The 15,402-nt window shown below is 63.1% G+C and carries 7 protein-coding genes and 1 other annotated feature; of the genes, 5 read left to right on the forward strand and 2 right to left on the reverse strand.

Annotation, left to right across the window (positions count from 1 at the left end; translation table 11 throughout):
- Window positions 1-22 precede the first annotated feature (22 nt).
- Together QFZ42_RS19600 and QFZ42_RS19605 are read right to left on the reverse strand one after the other, a co-directional pair.
- Complete coding sequence (locus tag QFZ42_RS19600) at window positions 23-613, reverse strand: Crp/Fnr family transcriptional regulator (protein ID WP_307702560.1); 591 nt, start codon at window positions 611-613, stop codon at window positions 23-25.
- A gap of 260 nt (window positions 614-873) precedes the next feature.
- Window positions 874-1,824 carry a TRAP transporter substrate-binding protein gene (locus QFZ42_RS19605; RefSeq protein WP_373423398.1) on the reverse strand — a complete coding sequence of 317 codons (951 nt, stop codon included), beginning with the start codon at window positions 1,822-1,824 and terminating at the stop codon, window positions 874-876.
- 384 nt (window positions 1,825-2,208) lie between these two features.
- Between QFZ42_RS19605 and QFZ42_RS19610 the strand changes: the two genes are divergently transcribed.
- The 5 genes from QFZ42_RS19610 to QFZ42_RS19630 all read left to right on the forward strand — a co-directional run bounded on the left by QFZ42_RS19610 (window position 2,209) and on the right by QFZ42_RS19630 (window position 15,119).
- Window positions 2,209-2,589 carry a DUF4124 domain-containing protein gene (locus QFZ42_RS19610; protein WP_373423352.1) on the forward strand — a complete coding sequence of 127 codons (381 nt, stop codon included), beginning with the start codon at window positions 2,209-2,211 and terminating at the stop codon, window positions 2,587-2,589.
- Window positions 2,552-3,783, forward strand: a protein-coding gene (locus tag QFZ42_RS19615; RefSeq protein WP_307701677.1) for an IS3 family transposase whose coding sequence is annotated in 2 segments (ribosomal slippage) — window positions 2,552-2,840 and window positions 2,840-3,783 — 1,233 coding nt in all. Because the reading frame shifts where the segments join, the coding sequence is not laid out codon by codon here. The genes QFZ42_RS19610 and QFZ42_RS19615 overlap by 38 nt, the downstream gene beginning before the upstream one ends.
- Window positions 2,830-2,946 (forward strand) — a sequence feature (AL1L pseudoknot). Its footprint overlaps the gene before it by 117 nt.
- A gap of 589 nt (window positions 3,784-4,372) precedes the next feature.
- Complete coding sequence (locus QFZ42_RS19620) at window positions 4,373-5,605, forward strand: hypothetical protein (RefSeq protein ID WP_307702563.1); 1,233 nt, start codon at window positions 4,373-4,375, stop codon at window positions 5,603-5,605.
- A gap of 8 nt (window positions 5,606-5,613) precedes the next feature.
- Window positions 5,614-10,998, forward strand: a complete 5,385-nt coding sequence (locus tag QFZ42_RS19625; RefSeq protein WP_307702564.1) for an ATP-binding protein — start codon at window positions 5,614-5,616, stop codon at window positions 10,996-10,998.
- A gap of 191 nt (window positions 10,999-11,189) precedes the next feature.
- A complete protein-coding gene (locus QFZ42_RS19630; RefSeq protein WP_307702565.1) occupies window positions 11,190-15,119 on the forward strand; it encodes a hypothetical protein in 3,930 nt (1,309 codons plus the stop codon).
- The last annotated feature ends 283 nt before the right edge of the window (window positions 15,120-15,402 follow it).

The following is a 15,402-nucleotide window of genomic DNA, read 5'->3' on the forward strand; positions in this document are numbered from 1 at the left end:
TTTGATAAGAGCTGCTTCAGGCCTACCCAGCCCCTAGCGCAATGGCCTTGCGCAGACGGCTCAGGCTTTCGGGGGTAATGCCAAGCCATGCTGCGATATGGTGCTGCTTCAAGCGCTTGTGCAGGTCCGGTTCGTTGCGGATGAAGTCGCGATAGCGGTGCATCGCCGTGTCGTGGCGGAAGGCAATCTCACCCGGTTCCTTTTCGATGATCCAGTGACGCTCCAAATACCGGATGTAGAAGGCTGCGACATCGGGAAACCTGGCCACGAGCGCCTTGAAGGCAGCAAACTCGTACTCCAGAACAGTACTGTCCTCGATCGCAGTGATCGTGAAGAGGCCGGGCTGACCTAGCAAGGTCGCGCTGACGGACGCGGCGATGCGGCTCTCTGGAAAGAAGTACTTGATGACCATGTCGCCGTCTGGGCCGACATAGTGTTGCGAAAACAAACCTTCCACGACGAACGCAAATGTTGTCGGTACATCGCCTGCGACGATGAATGACTCTTCCTTGCGGTACTGCCGCTGCCGCAGGAGCGATGCCCAAGCGTGCTCTGCCTCTTTGGAGAGGTCCGCGTAGGTGCGGACTTTCTTGAAAAACATATCGGCGCTCATTGATCCACCTTTCGAAGGCATGTTTGGCGCCGGGCTCGGGCCGGGAAGCTGCTTGGGATGAAAGTCACCATTTGCCAGTCTGATGTGTTCCACGTCGCGCTCGGTGGCGAGTGGGATGGCCCGACGAACGGCCGCCGACAATAGATATTCTGGTTTCGCGCCAGCTACTGAATCTGCGTTCGACCACTCGCCTTGATGATGAATGACTCGATCGACATGATTCAGCCATCGACCACGCGATCGGCCACAGCCGTGAGCCCTTACTGGTTGCCGACGATGGCGAACAATGCGCCCCGGGTTGCGGGGTCTGCCATGTATTTGGTGTAGAGCGGCGACATCTTTCGGATGTAGGGGGAAAAGTCCTGCACGTTCGAAAACTGGACGCCCTCTTTTGTCATCGCCGCACGCGCGGCGACGATGCGTTTCTCCCAGAGTTCGCGCATCAGGATCGCCGACTTCTTTCCGGCTTTCTGGAACACGATCTTTTCCTCGGCGGTGAGCCGGTTCCACAGCTTGCTGGAAACAACCAATGCTTCGGGAGAGATCATGTGGCTGTCCAGCAGCATGTATTTGGCCGCCTTGTAGTGGCCGGTGGCTTCGTACGAGGCCATGTTGCCTTCGGCGCAGTCGATGGTGCCCTTCTGGAATCCATCGAGCACTTCCTTGTATGGCACAACCACGGGGATGGCGCCCAACAATTTGACCATCTCGATGTACACCTCGGATTGCTGCACCCGGACTCTTTGCCCGATCAGGTCGTCGCGCTTGGTCACCGGCTTGTTGGCGCAGTAGAACGAGCGGGCGCCGCCGTCATACCAGCCAAGCACCACATAGCCCGAAGCCTTCAGTGCCTCTTCCAGGCGTGCCCCCGTCTCACCATCGAGGTAGCGAAACATATGGGCGGAGTCGGTGAACAAGAATGGAAGATTGAAGGCCTTGAGACCCGGTGCGGCCTCGGACAGGGGCGCCGAATTGAACTCGGCGACATCGATCTCGCCGGCCTTGAGCATGGCGACCGCTTTGGTCTGGTCACCCAGCACGGCGTTGGAAAACAACTCGATCTTGTATTTTCCTTTGGTGGCCGTATCCACTTCCTGGATGAAGCTCTTCATGGCCTCTGTGACCGGATAGCCGTCAGGATGAGTGTTCCAGGCCCTCAAGGATGTAGGTTGGGCTTCGGCGAGAGAACCCGCCAGACAGAGAGCGGCCAGAACAAAACTGCAAAACCCTGAACGCATGATTACGACCCGTAACAAATGTGTTGCGCAGATTAGCAGAGAGGGTCGCCGGAATCCTGACAACTCGGTCAGGTTGATTGTTCTTTTTTTAATAGGTTAGTACCCATTTACAGCTTGATTCTCGCGGATGTCGATGTTCGTTTAACTCGGAATCCCGCGCCCTCGTAAGTCAACGACTTAGCGCAACTTGCCTCACCTCATGCGGAATTCTTGTCTCATCTAAGTCGGGATCTTTCCGCATCTGTCTCACTTAACTCTGAACTTTGCCTAGCTCGACATCTGGTCGCGTATCTTGGTTATTACGCGGCAGATTGAGGCCGATGCTATTCTCACGGCCATCAACTTCAGGGGGATCGGATGCGGCTTTGGTCCATATTTGTGCTCTTCTGGGCAACCGCAGTGTCCGCCGCTGATGGGTCGGCAACAACGCTCTACAAGTCCACCGGCCCTGATGGAAGAACGATCTATAGCGATGTTCCACCACCACAGGCTCGCGACTCCAAGACGCTGACATTCAAGAATCTGCCGGCCAGTCCTTTGTCTGCCGACACCCTCGCGTACGTCGAACAGCTGCGCAAGTCAGCCGACGCCCGAGCATCGGCCACGCCGCCTCGCGACACGGTGCTTTTTTCTGCCAAGTGGTGCGGCTATGAATCGCCCCGGATTTCGTGGAGGCTCAACACTCTGAGAGGATTGAGCCATGAAGAAGTCGAACAAGTTTTCACCCGAGGTGCGTGAGCGCGCGGTGAGGATGGTGCAGGAGCACCGTGGGGAGTACCCGTCGCTATGGGCTGCGATCGAATCGATTGCACCGAAGATCGGCTGCGTGCCGCAGACGCTGAACGAATGGGTCAAACGCGACGAGATCGACCACGGCGTGCGAGAAGGCGTGACGACCAGCGAGGCGCAGCGGTTGAAGGAACTCGAGCGCGAGGTCAAGGAGCTGCGCAGGGCCAACGAGATCCTGAAGCTGGCGAGCGCGTTTTTCGCCCAGGCGGAGCTCGACCGCCGGCTGAAGTCCTGAGGGATTTCATCGACAAGCATCGCGCCACCTTCGGGGTCGAGCCGATCTGCAAGGTCTTGCAGGTTGCCCCGTCGGGCTACCGGCGACACGCAGCACTGCTGCGCGAGCCGCACAAGCGCTGCGCCCGAGCACGCCGCGACGATGTCCTCATTACGGCGATACAACGCGTCTGGCAGGCCAACATGCAGGTCTATGGGGCCGACAAGGTCTGGAGGCAACTGGCACGCGAGGGCACTGCGGTGGCGCGCTGCACGGTCGAGCGGCTGATGCGGCGCTTGGGGCTGAGAGGCGTGATGCGCGGCAAGGTGGTGAAGACCACGATCAGCGATGCCAGGGCGCCATGCCCGCTGGACCGGGTCAACCGGCAGTTCCGCGCGCAGCGTCCGAACCAGCTGTGGGTCTCGGACTTCACGTACGTGTCGACCTGGCAGGGCTGGCTCTACGTGGCCTTCGTGATCGACGTGTTCGCCCGGCGCATTGTGGGCTGGCGGGTCAGTAGCTCGATGCGCACGGACTTCGTGCTCGATGCCTTGGAGCAAGCGCTGTACGACCGTCAGCCCGAGCGCGACGGCAGCTTGATTTGCCACTCGGATCGCGGCTCGCAATACGTCAGCATCCGGTACACCGAACGGCTGGGCGAGGCGGGCATCGAGCCGTCAGTAGGCAGCAAAGGCGACTCCTATGACAACGCCCTGGCCGAGACGATCAATGGGCTCTACAAGGCCGAGTTGATCCATCGCCGAGCACCGTGGAAGACCAAGGAGGCGGTGGAGTTCGCAACGCTCGAATGGGTGTCCTGGTTCAACCACCAACGCCTGCTCGAACCGATCGGCTACATCCCGCCTGCAGAAGCTGAGGCAAACTACTATCGGCAACTCGCCAGTCAGACCGCCACGGCGGTGGTATGACTTAAACCAACCGGCCTCCACGAAAGCCGGGGCGATTCATTCTGCGTTAGTACAAGAGCGCTCGGAACTGCGCCTCCATGATGGAGACCGAATCGCCGAAGTCCGTCGGGTATACGGGAAGCAGATCAAAGCGTTCCGATCCGCCTGGCGCTAATCGCTTCTGGGTCCACGCCGCTCTAGGTGTGAATTTGATCGGAAAGGCCTGTGGTCCTCTATGGACCTTTCGAGCGTGTGGACCGGACTTCTGCTTTGCAGCGTCTGCCGCCAGCCGAGGACGTGCTCTGAACGTCAGCTCTGTGGCAAAGAAGCGCCATCCAAAAGTGATGCAGAGAGAGAACCGCGTCAGTGGGGCAATAATCGGACGGGGCCGGGGATCAGGGGGGCTATCTCATTGGTCTGGTCGCATGTCAGCTGGTCGCATTTCCAGCCCGCTTGGCAGGCCGTTCGCCCGCTGTCGAAGCCGGCCTTATCCAGCAACCAGCCGGCGGTCGAGGTAGTCAGCCGCGTGGCGGCGGCTGTCAGTGCCCACACCGCTCCGGCTTGCAACGCTAGCGCGCCTGACATGATGAAGCTGGCAACATGATGTCTCATGTCCACTCCTCCCCCTGATGCGGGCAGCCCGTCCGCCCATGCATTTCCCGGCCGCCATCATGGCGTGAACCCGCACAAGATCGGCTCGTCCATCGAGCGGCACCGTGCCTCACCCGAAGTCAGCTTGGAGCAGCATCGGCGCCGGCGCGTCCACGCCTTCGGCCGCAGCCTGATGACCCGCAAGGCGGTGTACCTTGACCTGCGGTTCTGGATCGGTTTGCGCGATGCAGCGCGTTACGAAACGCCTGGGGTGATGATGAGTCTCCTGTGTGCCTTGCGCGGCGCCGTGGCAGCGGGCCAGGTGTTTTGCCCGATTACCGACAGCACCTTCCTGGAGATGTTCAAGCAGGCCGATCCGCGGTCGCGCGCCGCCACTGCCGACCTGATCAGCGAACTGAGCCTTGGCGCCACCCTCCTCACTTACGACATGCGCGTAGGCACCGAGATCGCGCACTACGTGCATGCGGCCCGAACGCCGGAGGCGGTCGATCCGCTGCGCGAGCTGGTGTGGTCCAAGCCCGCCTATGTGATGGGCTTCGTCGATCCGGTGTCGATGGCCTTCGACCCAGCCACCAGCCTGGCCATGCGCAAAGCCTTTTTCGACCACATGTGGGACGACGTCACACTGATCCAGGTGTGCGACATACTCGGCGACAAGTTCGTGCATGCCGACCCGCTGCGCTTTCGCGAGACCACCGGCCGGGTGAACGAGCAGATCCGCGCCCATGCGGACAGCCTCAAAAACATGAAGACTGCCTACCAGCACGAACTGGTCGGCGTGCTGGACCTCTTTGCCGGTCAACTGGCCACCATCCTTGCGCCCACACTACCGCCCGAGGCGGGACCCTTGCCCAAGGAGGGAACACCGGAGCGCGCGGAGGTCGATCGGCAGTGCCTGGCGTTCCTGGTGGGCGCCTTTGGAACGGAGGCGGGCCGGAAAGCCCTGCGCACGCTGCACATCAACACCACCCTGCATGCGGCCGTGCGGTGGAACAAGGGGCAGGCGCTGAAGGCCAATGATCTGTTCGATTTTCAGCACGCCTGTGCGGCGCTTGCCTACTGCGACGCCTTCTTCACGGAAGGCCCGTTATGCACGCTGGTGAGCAGGCCCGACCTGGGGCTTCTTGAGCAGTTCGACTGCTTCGTGAGTGCGGACGTCGCGGCGTGCCTGGCCTACGTCGAAGGCATGGTTCGCGACACGACTGCCTATGATGGGTTGAAGCCGACTTAACGCCCACCATGCCATCGCCTGAACTCACCGGCGGCGCCGGATTTACCTTTGAGGATGCCGCCGCGGCCTGCTACCTCGCGGCCCTCGTCGGCGGCACCACCGCGCCGGGCCTGGATGCACGTGTGGTGCAGCGCGTCGCGCAGCAGCAGGCGGGTGCCGGGGAGCCCCTCGACGATGTGATCGTCGATGCCCTCGCGCCGGCCGACAACTCCCTGATGCGCCTGTCGCTCCAGATCAAGCGATCGTTGACGGTTTCAGACGCGGCCAGCAACACCGACTTCCGCGAGGTGATCCAGCGCAGTTGGCAGACGTTGCAGAAGACTGATTTTCGCGAGCAAGTCGACCGGGTGGGTGCGGCCGTGGGAAACATCTCCGATGACGCGCACCGCAATTTCACCACCGTGTGCGAGTGGGCACGCGCGTCCGAGTCACCGGCTTCCTTCTTCCAGCGATTCGGCTGCGGCGGCGGCGCGTCGCAGGCGCACCAGGCGGTCGTCGACGCCGTGCGTACTTGCGCGCTGGGCGACGCCGGCCCGCTGGCGGACGAAGCCCTGCATAGGCTACTTTCGCACCTGGTCCTTATCAAGTTCGATCTGTTGCACGAGGGCTCGACCACGGAGGCGTCCGTCCTCACCGGCTTGCAGCGCGCGCTGGCGGCTGTGCAGCAGGGACGGGCGCAGGATCTGTGGATCCACCTGCGGCAACTCGCGCGTGATGGCGCGGGCCGCAGGGAAGAGTTCAGCCGCGCCTCCGTGCTGCGGCGCCTGCCCAGCGGCTACCGTTTCGCCGGCGTCCCGGCCCTGGTCGGCGACTTGCAGGTCTTGCGCGAGAGCAGCCGCCACTGGCTGGCGCAGCAGGCTCACGACATCGGCGGCGCGCACGTTGATCGGACCGATCTTCGGGCGGCCTTGGCGGCCGAAATGGGACGGCACCGACTGACGCTGATCAAGGGTTTGCCGGGCACCGGCAAGACGGTCCTGTTGCGCGACCTGTTGGCGCGGTGCTCCATCGATGGAACCACCCTGTTGCTCACGGCGAACCGGCTTTCCGGTCGCAGCTGGGCCGAAAACGCGGTCGCGATGGGACTGTCCATCGTCGCCATCGAGCCGCTGCTGGTCGAAGTCGCGGCAACCGGCCACGCGGTGCTGTTCATCGACGGCCTGGACCGCATCGCGCCGGAGCAGCGGGCGGTCGTCACCGACCTTCTGGGCCAGATCCTGGCCAGCCCGGCGCTTGCCGAGTGGCGAATCGTCGCGACGGCGCGGGACGCGGGCATCGAGCCGCTGCGCAACTGGGTGCCCCCGGCGCTGATCTCGGGCAGCGGTGTCGGGTACGTCGATGTGCAGGATTTGTCGGACGACGAGGCGGCGGGTCTTGTCGCGAACCTGCCCGCATTGCGCCCGCTCTTGATCGGGGGCGACGACAGGGTTCGGGCGCTCGCGCGCCGTCCGTTCTTCGCTTCGGTTCTGGCCCGAGGCTTCACAAGCGCGGCCTACCCTGTAGGCTTCGTGCCACGTTCCGAGCTCGACCTGATCAACGCATGGTGGGCACGTGGCGGTTACGACGCGCATGACGCGCAGGTTCTGGCGCGGCAGCAGGCCTTGATCGAACTCGCGCAACGCAGTGCGCCAGATCTCGGCCGGGACATTCGGATTCGTGCCCTTTCACCGGCCACGCAGGCCGTCCTTCCGGCGCTGCAGCTGGATGGGTTGGTGCAGCAAGTCCGGCCCGGCCTCACGGCGCAGTTCGCGCATGACATCTTTTTCGAATGGGCGCTTTTGCACCTGCTGCTGGACGAAGGTGAGGACTGGATCTCCGTCTTGACGGCCGCCGGTGAGCCGCCCGCGCTGGCGCGAACGGTGGAACTGCTGTCGCAGAACATGTACGGCGACCCGGCGGCGTGGGGGCGGCACCTGCAAGCGCTCGAGGCGCCCACCTTGCGACCGCAATGGTTGCGGGCATGGCTCATCGCACCGGTGTTTTCGCCTGACTTCAACGAGCACGCGCAATCCTTCACCACGACGCTCTCGGCGCAAGAGCACCGGCTGCTGCGCAAGCTGCTGGTATGGATGCGGGCCGAGAAGACGACCCCGAATCCGCTCGTGCTGTCGGGTCAGATGGGCGGCGAGAACCTGACCCCGACCGATCGCCTTCGGATCGCTGACATGCTCGGGTGGCCATCGGACTTCGGTGCCTGGGCCCGCTTGCTGACCTGGGCGCTCGACCATGTCGCCGAAATGCCGGACGCCTGCCTGCCGGATCTGGTGGCACTGTTCATGACGTGGCAGGTGCCGCTGATGGACCTCCCGCACCCGATCTCGCGGCGGATCGTGGACCAGTGCGCTGTCTGGTTGCACGCGATCGAGGATGTTCGCGCATCCCCGCGGTGGTACTCGGCGGACGAAGAGGGACCCGAAGCGCCGGCCGTGCGTGCCCCCTCGGGCCTCGATTCGGAACTGCGGTCTCTCGTGCTGCGCGCGGCGCGCTGTTTTCCCGAAGTGGTTCGCGCCTACTTGCTCAAGATCGAGCCGATCGAGCGGTTCACGGAGTCTTCGTTCCAACAGGTGATGTCGCACGCGTCACTGCTCGCGCTGACTCATCCGGAACTTCTGGCGCAGGTCGCTCGCAGGAGTTTCCTGAACGAGCTGCCGGATGACCAGGAGGCCAGGGAGCGACGAGAGTCGAGGGATCGCGCGACCCGCATCGCCGCCATCCGGGCCAAGCCGGAGGCGGAGCGGACCCGCAACGAACAACGCGCGCTCGACCACTTGCCGATGTCGCTCATGTCGGGCCGGTCATTTTCGAATCATGATTGGGACCGGCTATCGATCGGCGGCGACCTGCAAGGGTACTTTCCGGCATCGCCGCTGCGCGAGCCGTTCCACGCGCTGTTGACGCACGCACCGGTTGTCGGGCGCGCCCTGGTGCGAGACTTGGCGAACCAGGCGGCGTTGGCCTGGCGCCAGCTACACCGGCAGAGCGGGCGCGGCGGCACGCCTGCCCCGCTCGTGCTGGCATTTCCGTGGGGTCGCCAGGAGTTTTGGGGTGGGGCTCACCACTACATGTGGGCGCGTGGCCATGGGGGGCCCAATGCGGTTCAGTGCGCAACGATGGCCTTGGAACGTTGGGCACTTGGGCAGCTATCGTCGGGCCGGCCCGCCACCGAGATCTTGCGAGAGGTGGTCGAGGGTCACTCGAGTGTCGCTGTGTTGAGTGTGGCGGTGCTCGTCGCCTTGCGATCGAAGGAGGTCTCTATCGTGAGCCTACCGCTGGTGGCCAGCCACCGGCTGTGGCGTCTGGACGTGGAGCGCAGTCGGCAGGAGCGACAGCTACGCTCGGCCGGTCTCATCGGCTTCGATAGCGACGACATGCACCGCAAGGCGGTCGTCGAGGCGGGCAACTTGCCGGAGCGAGGCATGGACATCCGCTGGCTTGCGCAACTCTTTGCGCTGGGGCCGGACACGGCGCTGCGCGGGGCATTGCGGGCCGCCCTGGATCGTTTCCCTGTCGAACTGGAGCTGGAGTACGAAGAGCAAGCGCAAAGCGAAGAACTTTTGGCCGAGCTGCGCCGCGATGCGGAGTTGTGGGCCGAGTTCGGCCGCGAGGAAAACTACGTCACCGTCCCAATCGTCGGCCGGGACGATGTGGTCGGCATCGAGTTGCGCAGCGCCCGGCATTCCTCTCCGGACATCCTGGCGGCCCGGCAGCACTACGAAGAGGTCTCCCGTGAGTCGCAGCTGTGGTTGTGGGTGGAGAAGTGTTTCGAATCGGACGCGTTGGCGCCGGGTTTGTCGATCACCGAAGCCGTTGAGCGCGGGACGGCGATGGCCACGGCGGTCGCCGCGGGAACGGCGGCGTCGCTGATGCCGGACCATGCGGTGGCGCATGGTTGCATCGCCGGCACGGCGGCGGTCGTGATGTGCTTCGACGGGCCGGCTGAACACATCGACTGGGCCCGCGCCACGCTAGAGGGCTATCGCGACCAAGTGGAGCCGCCCCGGGACGACATCTTCGCCAGGTCCCGGATTCCCTGGCACCCGAAGATGTTTGTGGCCAGGGCCCTGGCGGCCGTCCTCCGAAGCGGCAAGGCGCACGCAGCTGATCGCGAGGCGCTCTACCGGTTGGTGACGCACCCTCTCGAGGTGGTCGCGCTGACGGCGCTCGATGGAATTGCCAGTTGCTGGGCGCATGATCCGCATTTCGCCTGGTGCGGCTTCAACCTCGGGCTTCGCCTTGCGCGATACCGAAGCGCGCCCGGCGATCACGGGCTTAATGCACCGACCCGCGCTCGATTGGAAGAGGAGCGCAGGATGCTTGCCTTGTCCGAGGCGATGGACGACCTGGTATCCACCGAGGGTTTTCCGTCGTGGGTGCGGCCCCTGCCGTCCTGGACGCAGGCCCCGCGGGAGGCTGGGAACGTGCGCCGGCACCAGGAAGAGGATGGATGGCGCCGGTCGGACGATATCTGGCTCAGTGATTTTGCGTCGGAGGTGTTGAAGCGGGTCCCGGTGGCGGCTGTCATGCAGAGTCCGGCGAGGGATCGCTACGTCGAATCCTTGGAGGGGTTCGTCGATTGGACCCTGGACACCATCAACCCTGCGTGGCGCACGGAACAGCGCCGCGGCAGGGGACGCGACGGTTCGGACCAGTTTCAGTGGCAGCGCCAGTTGGGCCGGTTGTTGGCAGGCGTCGCAGAGCAGCTTCCTGCCGCAGAGTTTCGCGCCACGTTACTCACGGCCATCCTGGATCAGCCCGACGGGACAGCGATGCGTATGCTCGCCCCGTTCACCAGCGCCCTTGCCGCCTCTGCCATCTTAGATGCGCCTCGTATGGATCCAGGCGTGCTGGGCATCCTGGACACAGTTCTTGTCCGGGTGCTGGAGCACCGCGACTTCCGCCGGTCCGGGTACGGCGACGGAATCATCAGTGGCTTCGACATGCCCGGATTGATCAAGGTATTGCTGTGTGTGGCCATCGACGGCGCGAACGGGGCCACCCGGTTCGCCAACGGGCGGTGGGATGACCTGCCGCAAGTGCTGCCGCTGGTGGACAAACTTTTCCGGAAAGGTGGCTGGATACCGTACGTGGCGACCCAGTTCATGACCCTGTGCGAGCGCGCTGGCGCAGCGTACCCGGCAGAGGCCTTTGCCGACCAGATCCTCGCGCAACTGGTGGATGGGCGCCTGCCCGAGGGGTGGCGAGGCACCGGCATTCCGGCCGCGGTGGCGGCACTCGTGCAGGCCCATGCGGACCGCCGGCAGCCCTTGCCTGCGGAACTGGCGAGAAAGCTACTGCATGTCCTGGATGCTTTGGTAGATCTCGGCGACCGTCGCAGCGCTGCGCTGCAGCAGATGGAAGCCTTCCGCGGCGTGCGCCTGCCCCCGCGCGAATGAGTTAGAGGATGAGCCGGCTACCCCCTAATGGGTTACGCGGGTCGGCACAGTTGCTAATAGAGTATTGCATCCGACCATACGAGCTCTGAGACTTCCCGCCAGAATAATGGAAGAGCGAGTCGGCGCCGTCGTCCCCTGAATGCTGCTACGGAGCTAGCCCGCCGCATACATACTAAGTCAGGAGCGTTTCCGTGCCCGAGCTCGAACTCACAGGTGAACACGTCGCCCAGCTTGGCGACGAGGACCTTAGGCTGCTTGTAGTAAAGCTTTGCGAGGCAGAGCTACGTCGTACCGGCCGACCTTCTTCAGTCGTGCTGTCAGGCGGCAATCAGACCGCCCCGGATGGGGGAGTGGATGTTCGCATCCAATTCGAGGCCGGAGGCAACACTTTTGACACCAGAATCGCAGTCGCCGGGTTTGACGCCGAGGCCGTGAGCACCACTGAGTCCCTGGTTGCCAGCGCAGCGGATGGCTCTAAGACCACGACTCTCGGGCTTGATTTTGTTCCTCGTGCAGATACTGGCTTCCAGGTGAAGTGCGAGAACATGCCAGCGGGTGGAATCGCCGACGAGATGCGCCCAAAGGGCGTGCTGCGGGACTCCATCAAGGAGCTCATTGCCCGCAAGGGGGCGTATGTCATCGTGAGCTCAAAGGGGACAGTAGCCGATACGTTCCTTGCAAAGCGCCTCGAGGCGATGCGCGACGCCGTGGCCGACCAGCCTGACCATGCCCAGTTGAAAGTTGACTTCTACGACCGAGAGCGCTTAGCCCGGTGGGTGCGACAGTACCCAGGCGTCGAGATGTGGCTGCGCGGGCGGGTGAACGCGCGCCTGCAGGGCTGGCAAGGTTATGGGGCCTGGGCCGGCCCGGAAGGCGTTGCCTACCTGCTTGACGATACGGCCAGGCTCGTGGAACGTACGGGAGGCAGCGCGGCGACAGCGCTACCAGTCGCTGAAGGTTTAGGCAGGCTTCGCGCGGCCTTGAGCAAACCCGGTCACGTACTTCGCATCGTCGGGCTGTCCGGCACGGGGAAGACTCGTCTCGTGCAAGCGCTCTTTGAGGATGGTGTCGGAAGCGGCAAGCCGCTTGACGAGGCATCCGTGCTCTACACCGACTTGGGGAACGATCCTGAGCCAAGTGCCCGAGAAATGCTTTTGCGTCTGGGTGCTCTGGAACAGCGCGCCATCGTCGTTGTCGACAACTGCAATCCGAAGACGCACCGGACGCTGGCCGATGTCGTCAGTCTGAACAAAGCGCACCTGAGTCTTCTCACGGTCGAGTACGACGTCACGGATGACGACGCCCCTGACGCGACAGACGTGTACGAGCTCGCGCCGGCGTCGGACAAGGTACTTGAGGAAATCCTAGAGCGCTTGGTACCTCACGTCTCAGGGCCTGACCGCCAACGCATCACAGAGTTCTCTGGCGGTAACGCACGCATCGCGCTGGCCCTTGCCCGAACCGTTGCGAAGGGCGAGACCCTTGGGGTTCTGAATGACGCCGAACTGTTTCGCCGGCTCTTCCGGCAGGGGCAAGACGATGACCCGGAGTTGCTCAGGGCCGCTCAGGTCTGCTCGCTCGTCTATTCCTTCGATGGCGAGGACACCAGAAGCGATGCCGCAGAAATGAGGGCGCTTTCCCAGCTGGCTGAGATGACGCCAGCGGAGCTGTACAGGCACGTGAGCACTCTGAAGCGGCGAGACTTGGTGCAGTCTCGAAGCAAGTGGCGTGCAGTGTTGCCGCCGGCGCTGGCTAACCGCTTGGCCAAGTGGGCTCTCCAGGAAGTCCCAGCGTCCGACATCATCGACGCGTTTGAAGTCAGCGAGCGCCTTCTCATCTCGTTCAGTCGCCGCCTCGAGTATTTGCACGACAGCGAAGAAGCTTGCGCAATTGCCGGCCGCTGGATGGATGACGAGAAGTGGCTAGCCAACCCCGCGCAACTAACCCAGTTCGGCCGCAAGCTGTTCATCAACCTCGCTCCACTGGTACCGGACAAGGTTCTTGCGTCCTTGGAGCGCACATTGGATAAAGGCAGTTCCGACTTCGTGCTACGGCATAAGGACTCGGTGCACGAATGGAGCACGCTCTTGCGGCACCTGGCCTACCAGCCAGAGTCTTTTGATAAGGCCGCGACTCTGCTCCTTGCCCTTGCGCAGCATGAGGAAGGCAATGCAGTCGACTGCCGCGGCGCCTGGAAAGAAATGTTCCGCATCGGGCTCTCGGGGACGTTGGCCCCTCCAGGGCAGCGTGTTCGGCTGTTGGAGCGCCTGCTGGCCGCAAGCACCGGTATGCGGCGTGAGCTGACGTGGGCGGCAGTCGACGCTATGCTCGACGTCAATCACATCAATTCCTCGCACGATTTCTCGTTCGGGGCGCGGTCCCACGGGTTCGGCTGGGAGCCCTCATCGAACGCCGACATCGTGGCATGGTTTGAGAGCGCGTTCTCGCTGATTCGCCGCGTTGCAGCTCAAGGAACTGACGGTCTGCAGATGGCACGGCAGACCGTCGCGGCTCACTTTCGCGAGGTATGGGCCTTCGGCTTGAACGCCCAATTCGCGGCTTTGGTGGTCGAGCTAACTGGTACGGACGGTTGGCCCGCGGGATGGGTGGCGGCGAGGAGCGCCATGCGGTTCGATAGTGACGGGATGTCGCCCGAATCGCTGAAAGCATTGAGAGAGCTAGACCCGGCACTTGCACCGAAAGGGCTGGTGCAAGAGGTCCGAACGTACACCTTGGGCCACGCAGGGGGCCTGCTGGACGTAGCCGATGCCGTGGACGAGTCGGACGAGGCTGAGGAGAAGAACCCAGTCGGCTCATGGGAGCGGGTGAACGACAGGGTCGTCGACCTGGGTACCGCTCTTGCTGCCGACGACGTCGTTTTGCAACAGGTGCTGCCAGACCTTTTCTCTGATGAGAATGGCCGACAGCATCTCTTGGGACAAGGGCTGGGCAGAGGAACGCCTGACGTGCAACGTCACTGGAAGCTTCTTCATGAAGCCTTCGTGCAGGCACCCAGCGAGCCGAACATTGCCGTGCTGGCTGGCTTCGTCCACGGCTTGCGCACAAGAGACCTCGAAGGCGCCGTCGCAATCCTGGACGGCATCGCAGGCGACACAAAGCTCGACGTGCATTACCCGGCCGTGCTCGGCGTGCCTCAGAACGACGCGGACGGGGACCGGCTAATTGCCTCCATGAAGCGCGCGGTATCTAGGCCTCACAGGTATCTCTTGCGCACACAGCGCGGAACGGACGGAGGTCTGTCAGTGGCGAAGTTCTGCCAGGCTATGGAAGTTCTCTCTCAGATGGAGAATGGCCTCCTCCCCGCCATCGATGAACTAGGCACCGATTTGCATCAATGGAAGGCTCGCAAGGCGGCCGTTCCCGCTGAACTGGTGCTGATGGCTCGCCATCTGCTCGCGCGCTTCACCTTCGACGCCCGCACGCCCAACGTCGCTTGGCGCGTCAATGAGTTGGCCAAGCTCGCCTTCTCGGGTCCGGAAGCAGCTGACTCGGCTGCGCAGTTCGCCGCCCGGTTTGCAGCCGCCCTGGAGGATTACCGCACTCACGGTGACGACTACGGCGACTTGGCCTGCACCCTCTTCAAGCTGCAGCCCTTGGTCGCGCTAGACGCATTCCTGAGCAAGCCGAATCCCAAGCGTCATTTCGGGTTCCGCGCCCGATTTGTCGCACGCCACGGTCCTGTGGTGCAGTGTGCGCCTGAGGAAATTCTTATTCAGTGGGTAAGCGCCGCACCTGACACCCGCGCTGCACTGGTGGCTCGGGAAATCAACATCTTTGCCACCAAGAGCACCGTGGAGGTCGTGTCGGCACTGAGTAGCGACGAGAGCGCGGTGGGACTGAGCCCATTGGCGGCACGCCTTCTGGAACTCGCACCTGACAAAGCAGCCGTGCTTCAGGGCTTCAGTAAGCATTTTCACCCGAGTCACTGGTCCGGCAGCCTTGCGCAGACCCTGGCGCCTCACTTGGCTCTCGCAGAGAGCCTCACGGGGCACGCCGATTTGGTCATCGCGACTTGGGCTCAGGAAGCTCTGAAGGTCATGCAACGGCGTATCGAAGGGGATCGATCGATGGACGTCATTCGAGAGCAGTCGTTTGAGTAACTCAGTCGTTTGCTGCTCGGTGCTGCTATGCAGTCTGCTGGGGAACAGGAAGTTGTCAGACTTCAGGCCCGCAGCCTCTATCCATTTCTGAAGCGCGTCGCGTGTGGTGGCTGTGATCTCAAACTGGACAGGTCGCTGCGTCTTATGTTGCATGACCACTGATCGAGAGCGGAAATTGAGGCCCTATTCTTCAGAGGCCGAAGGAATGTCGGCGGTAAGGCCCCGTACGCCAAGGAATCGTTTTGGCGGAGTCTGGGAGCTTTCCCCTTCAAAATTTCGTCCG

The organism is Variovorax paradoxus (assembly GCF_030815855.1).
GTDB lineage: Bacteria > Pseudomonadota > Gammaproteobacteria > Burkholderiales > Burkholderiaceae_C > Variovorax > Variovorax paradoxus_M.

Excerpts from the sequence above, each read along its gene's own strand:
- QFZ42_RS19600 (WP_307702560.1), bottom strand. The coding sequence starts at position 613 with ATGAGCGCCGATATGTTTTTCAAGAAAGTCCGCACCTACGCGGACCTC.
- QFZ42_RS19610 (WP_373423352.1), top strand. The coding sequence starts at position 2,209 with ATGCGGCTTTGGTCCATATTTGTGCTCTTCTGGGCAACCGCAGTGTCC.
- QFZ42_RS19620 (WP_307702563.1), top strand. The coding sequence starts at position 4,373 with ATGTCCACTCCTCCCCCTGATGCGGGCAGCCCGTCCGCCCATGCATTT.
- QFZ42_RS19625 (WP_307702564.1), top strand. The coding sequence starts at position 5,614 with ATGCCATCGCCTGAACTCACCGGCGGCGCCGGATTTACCTTTGAGGAT.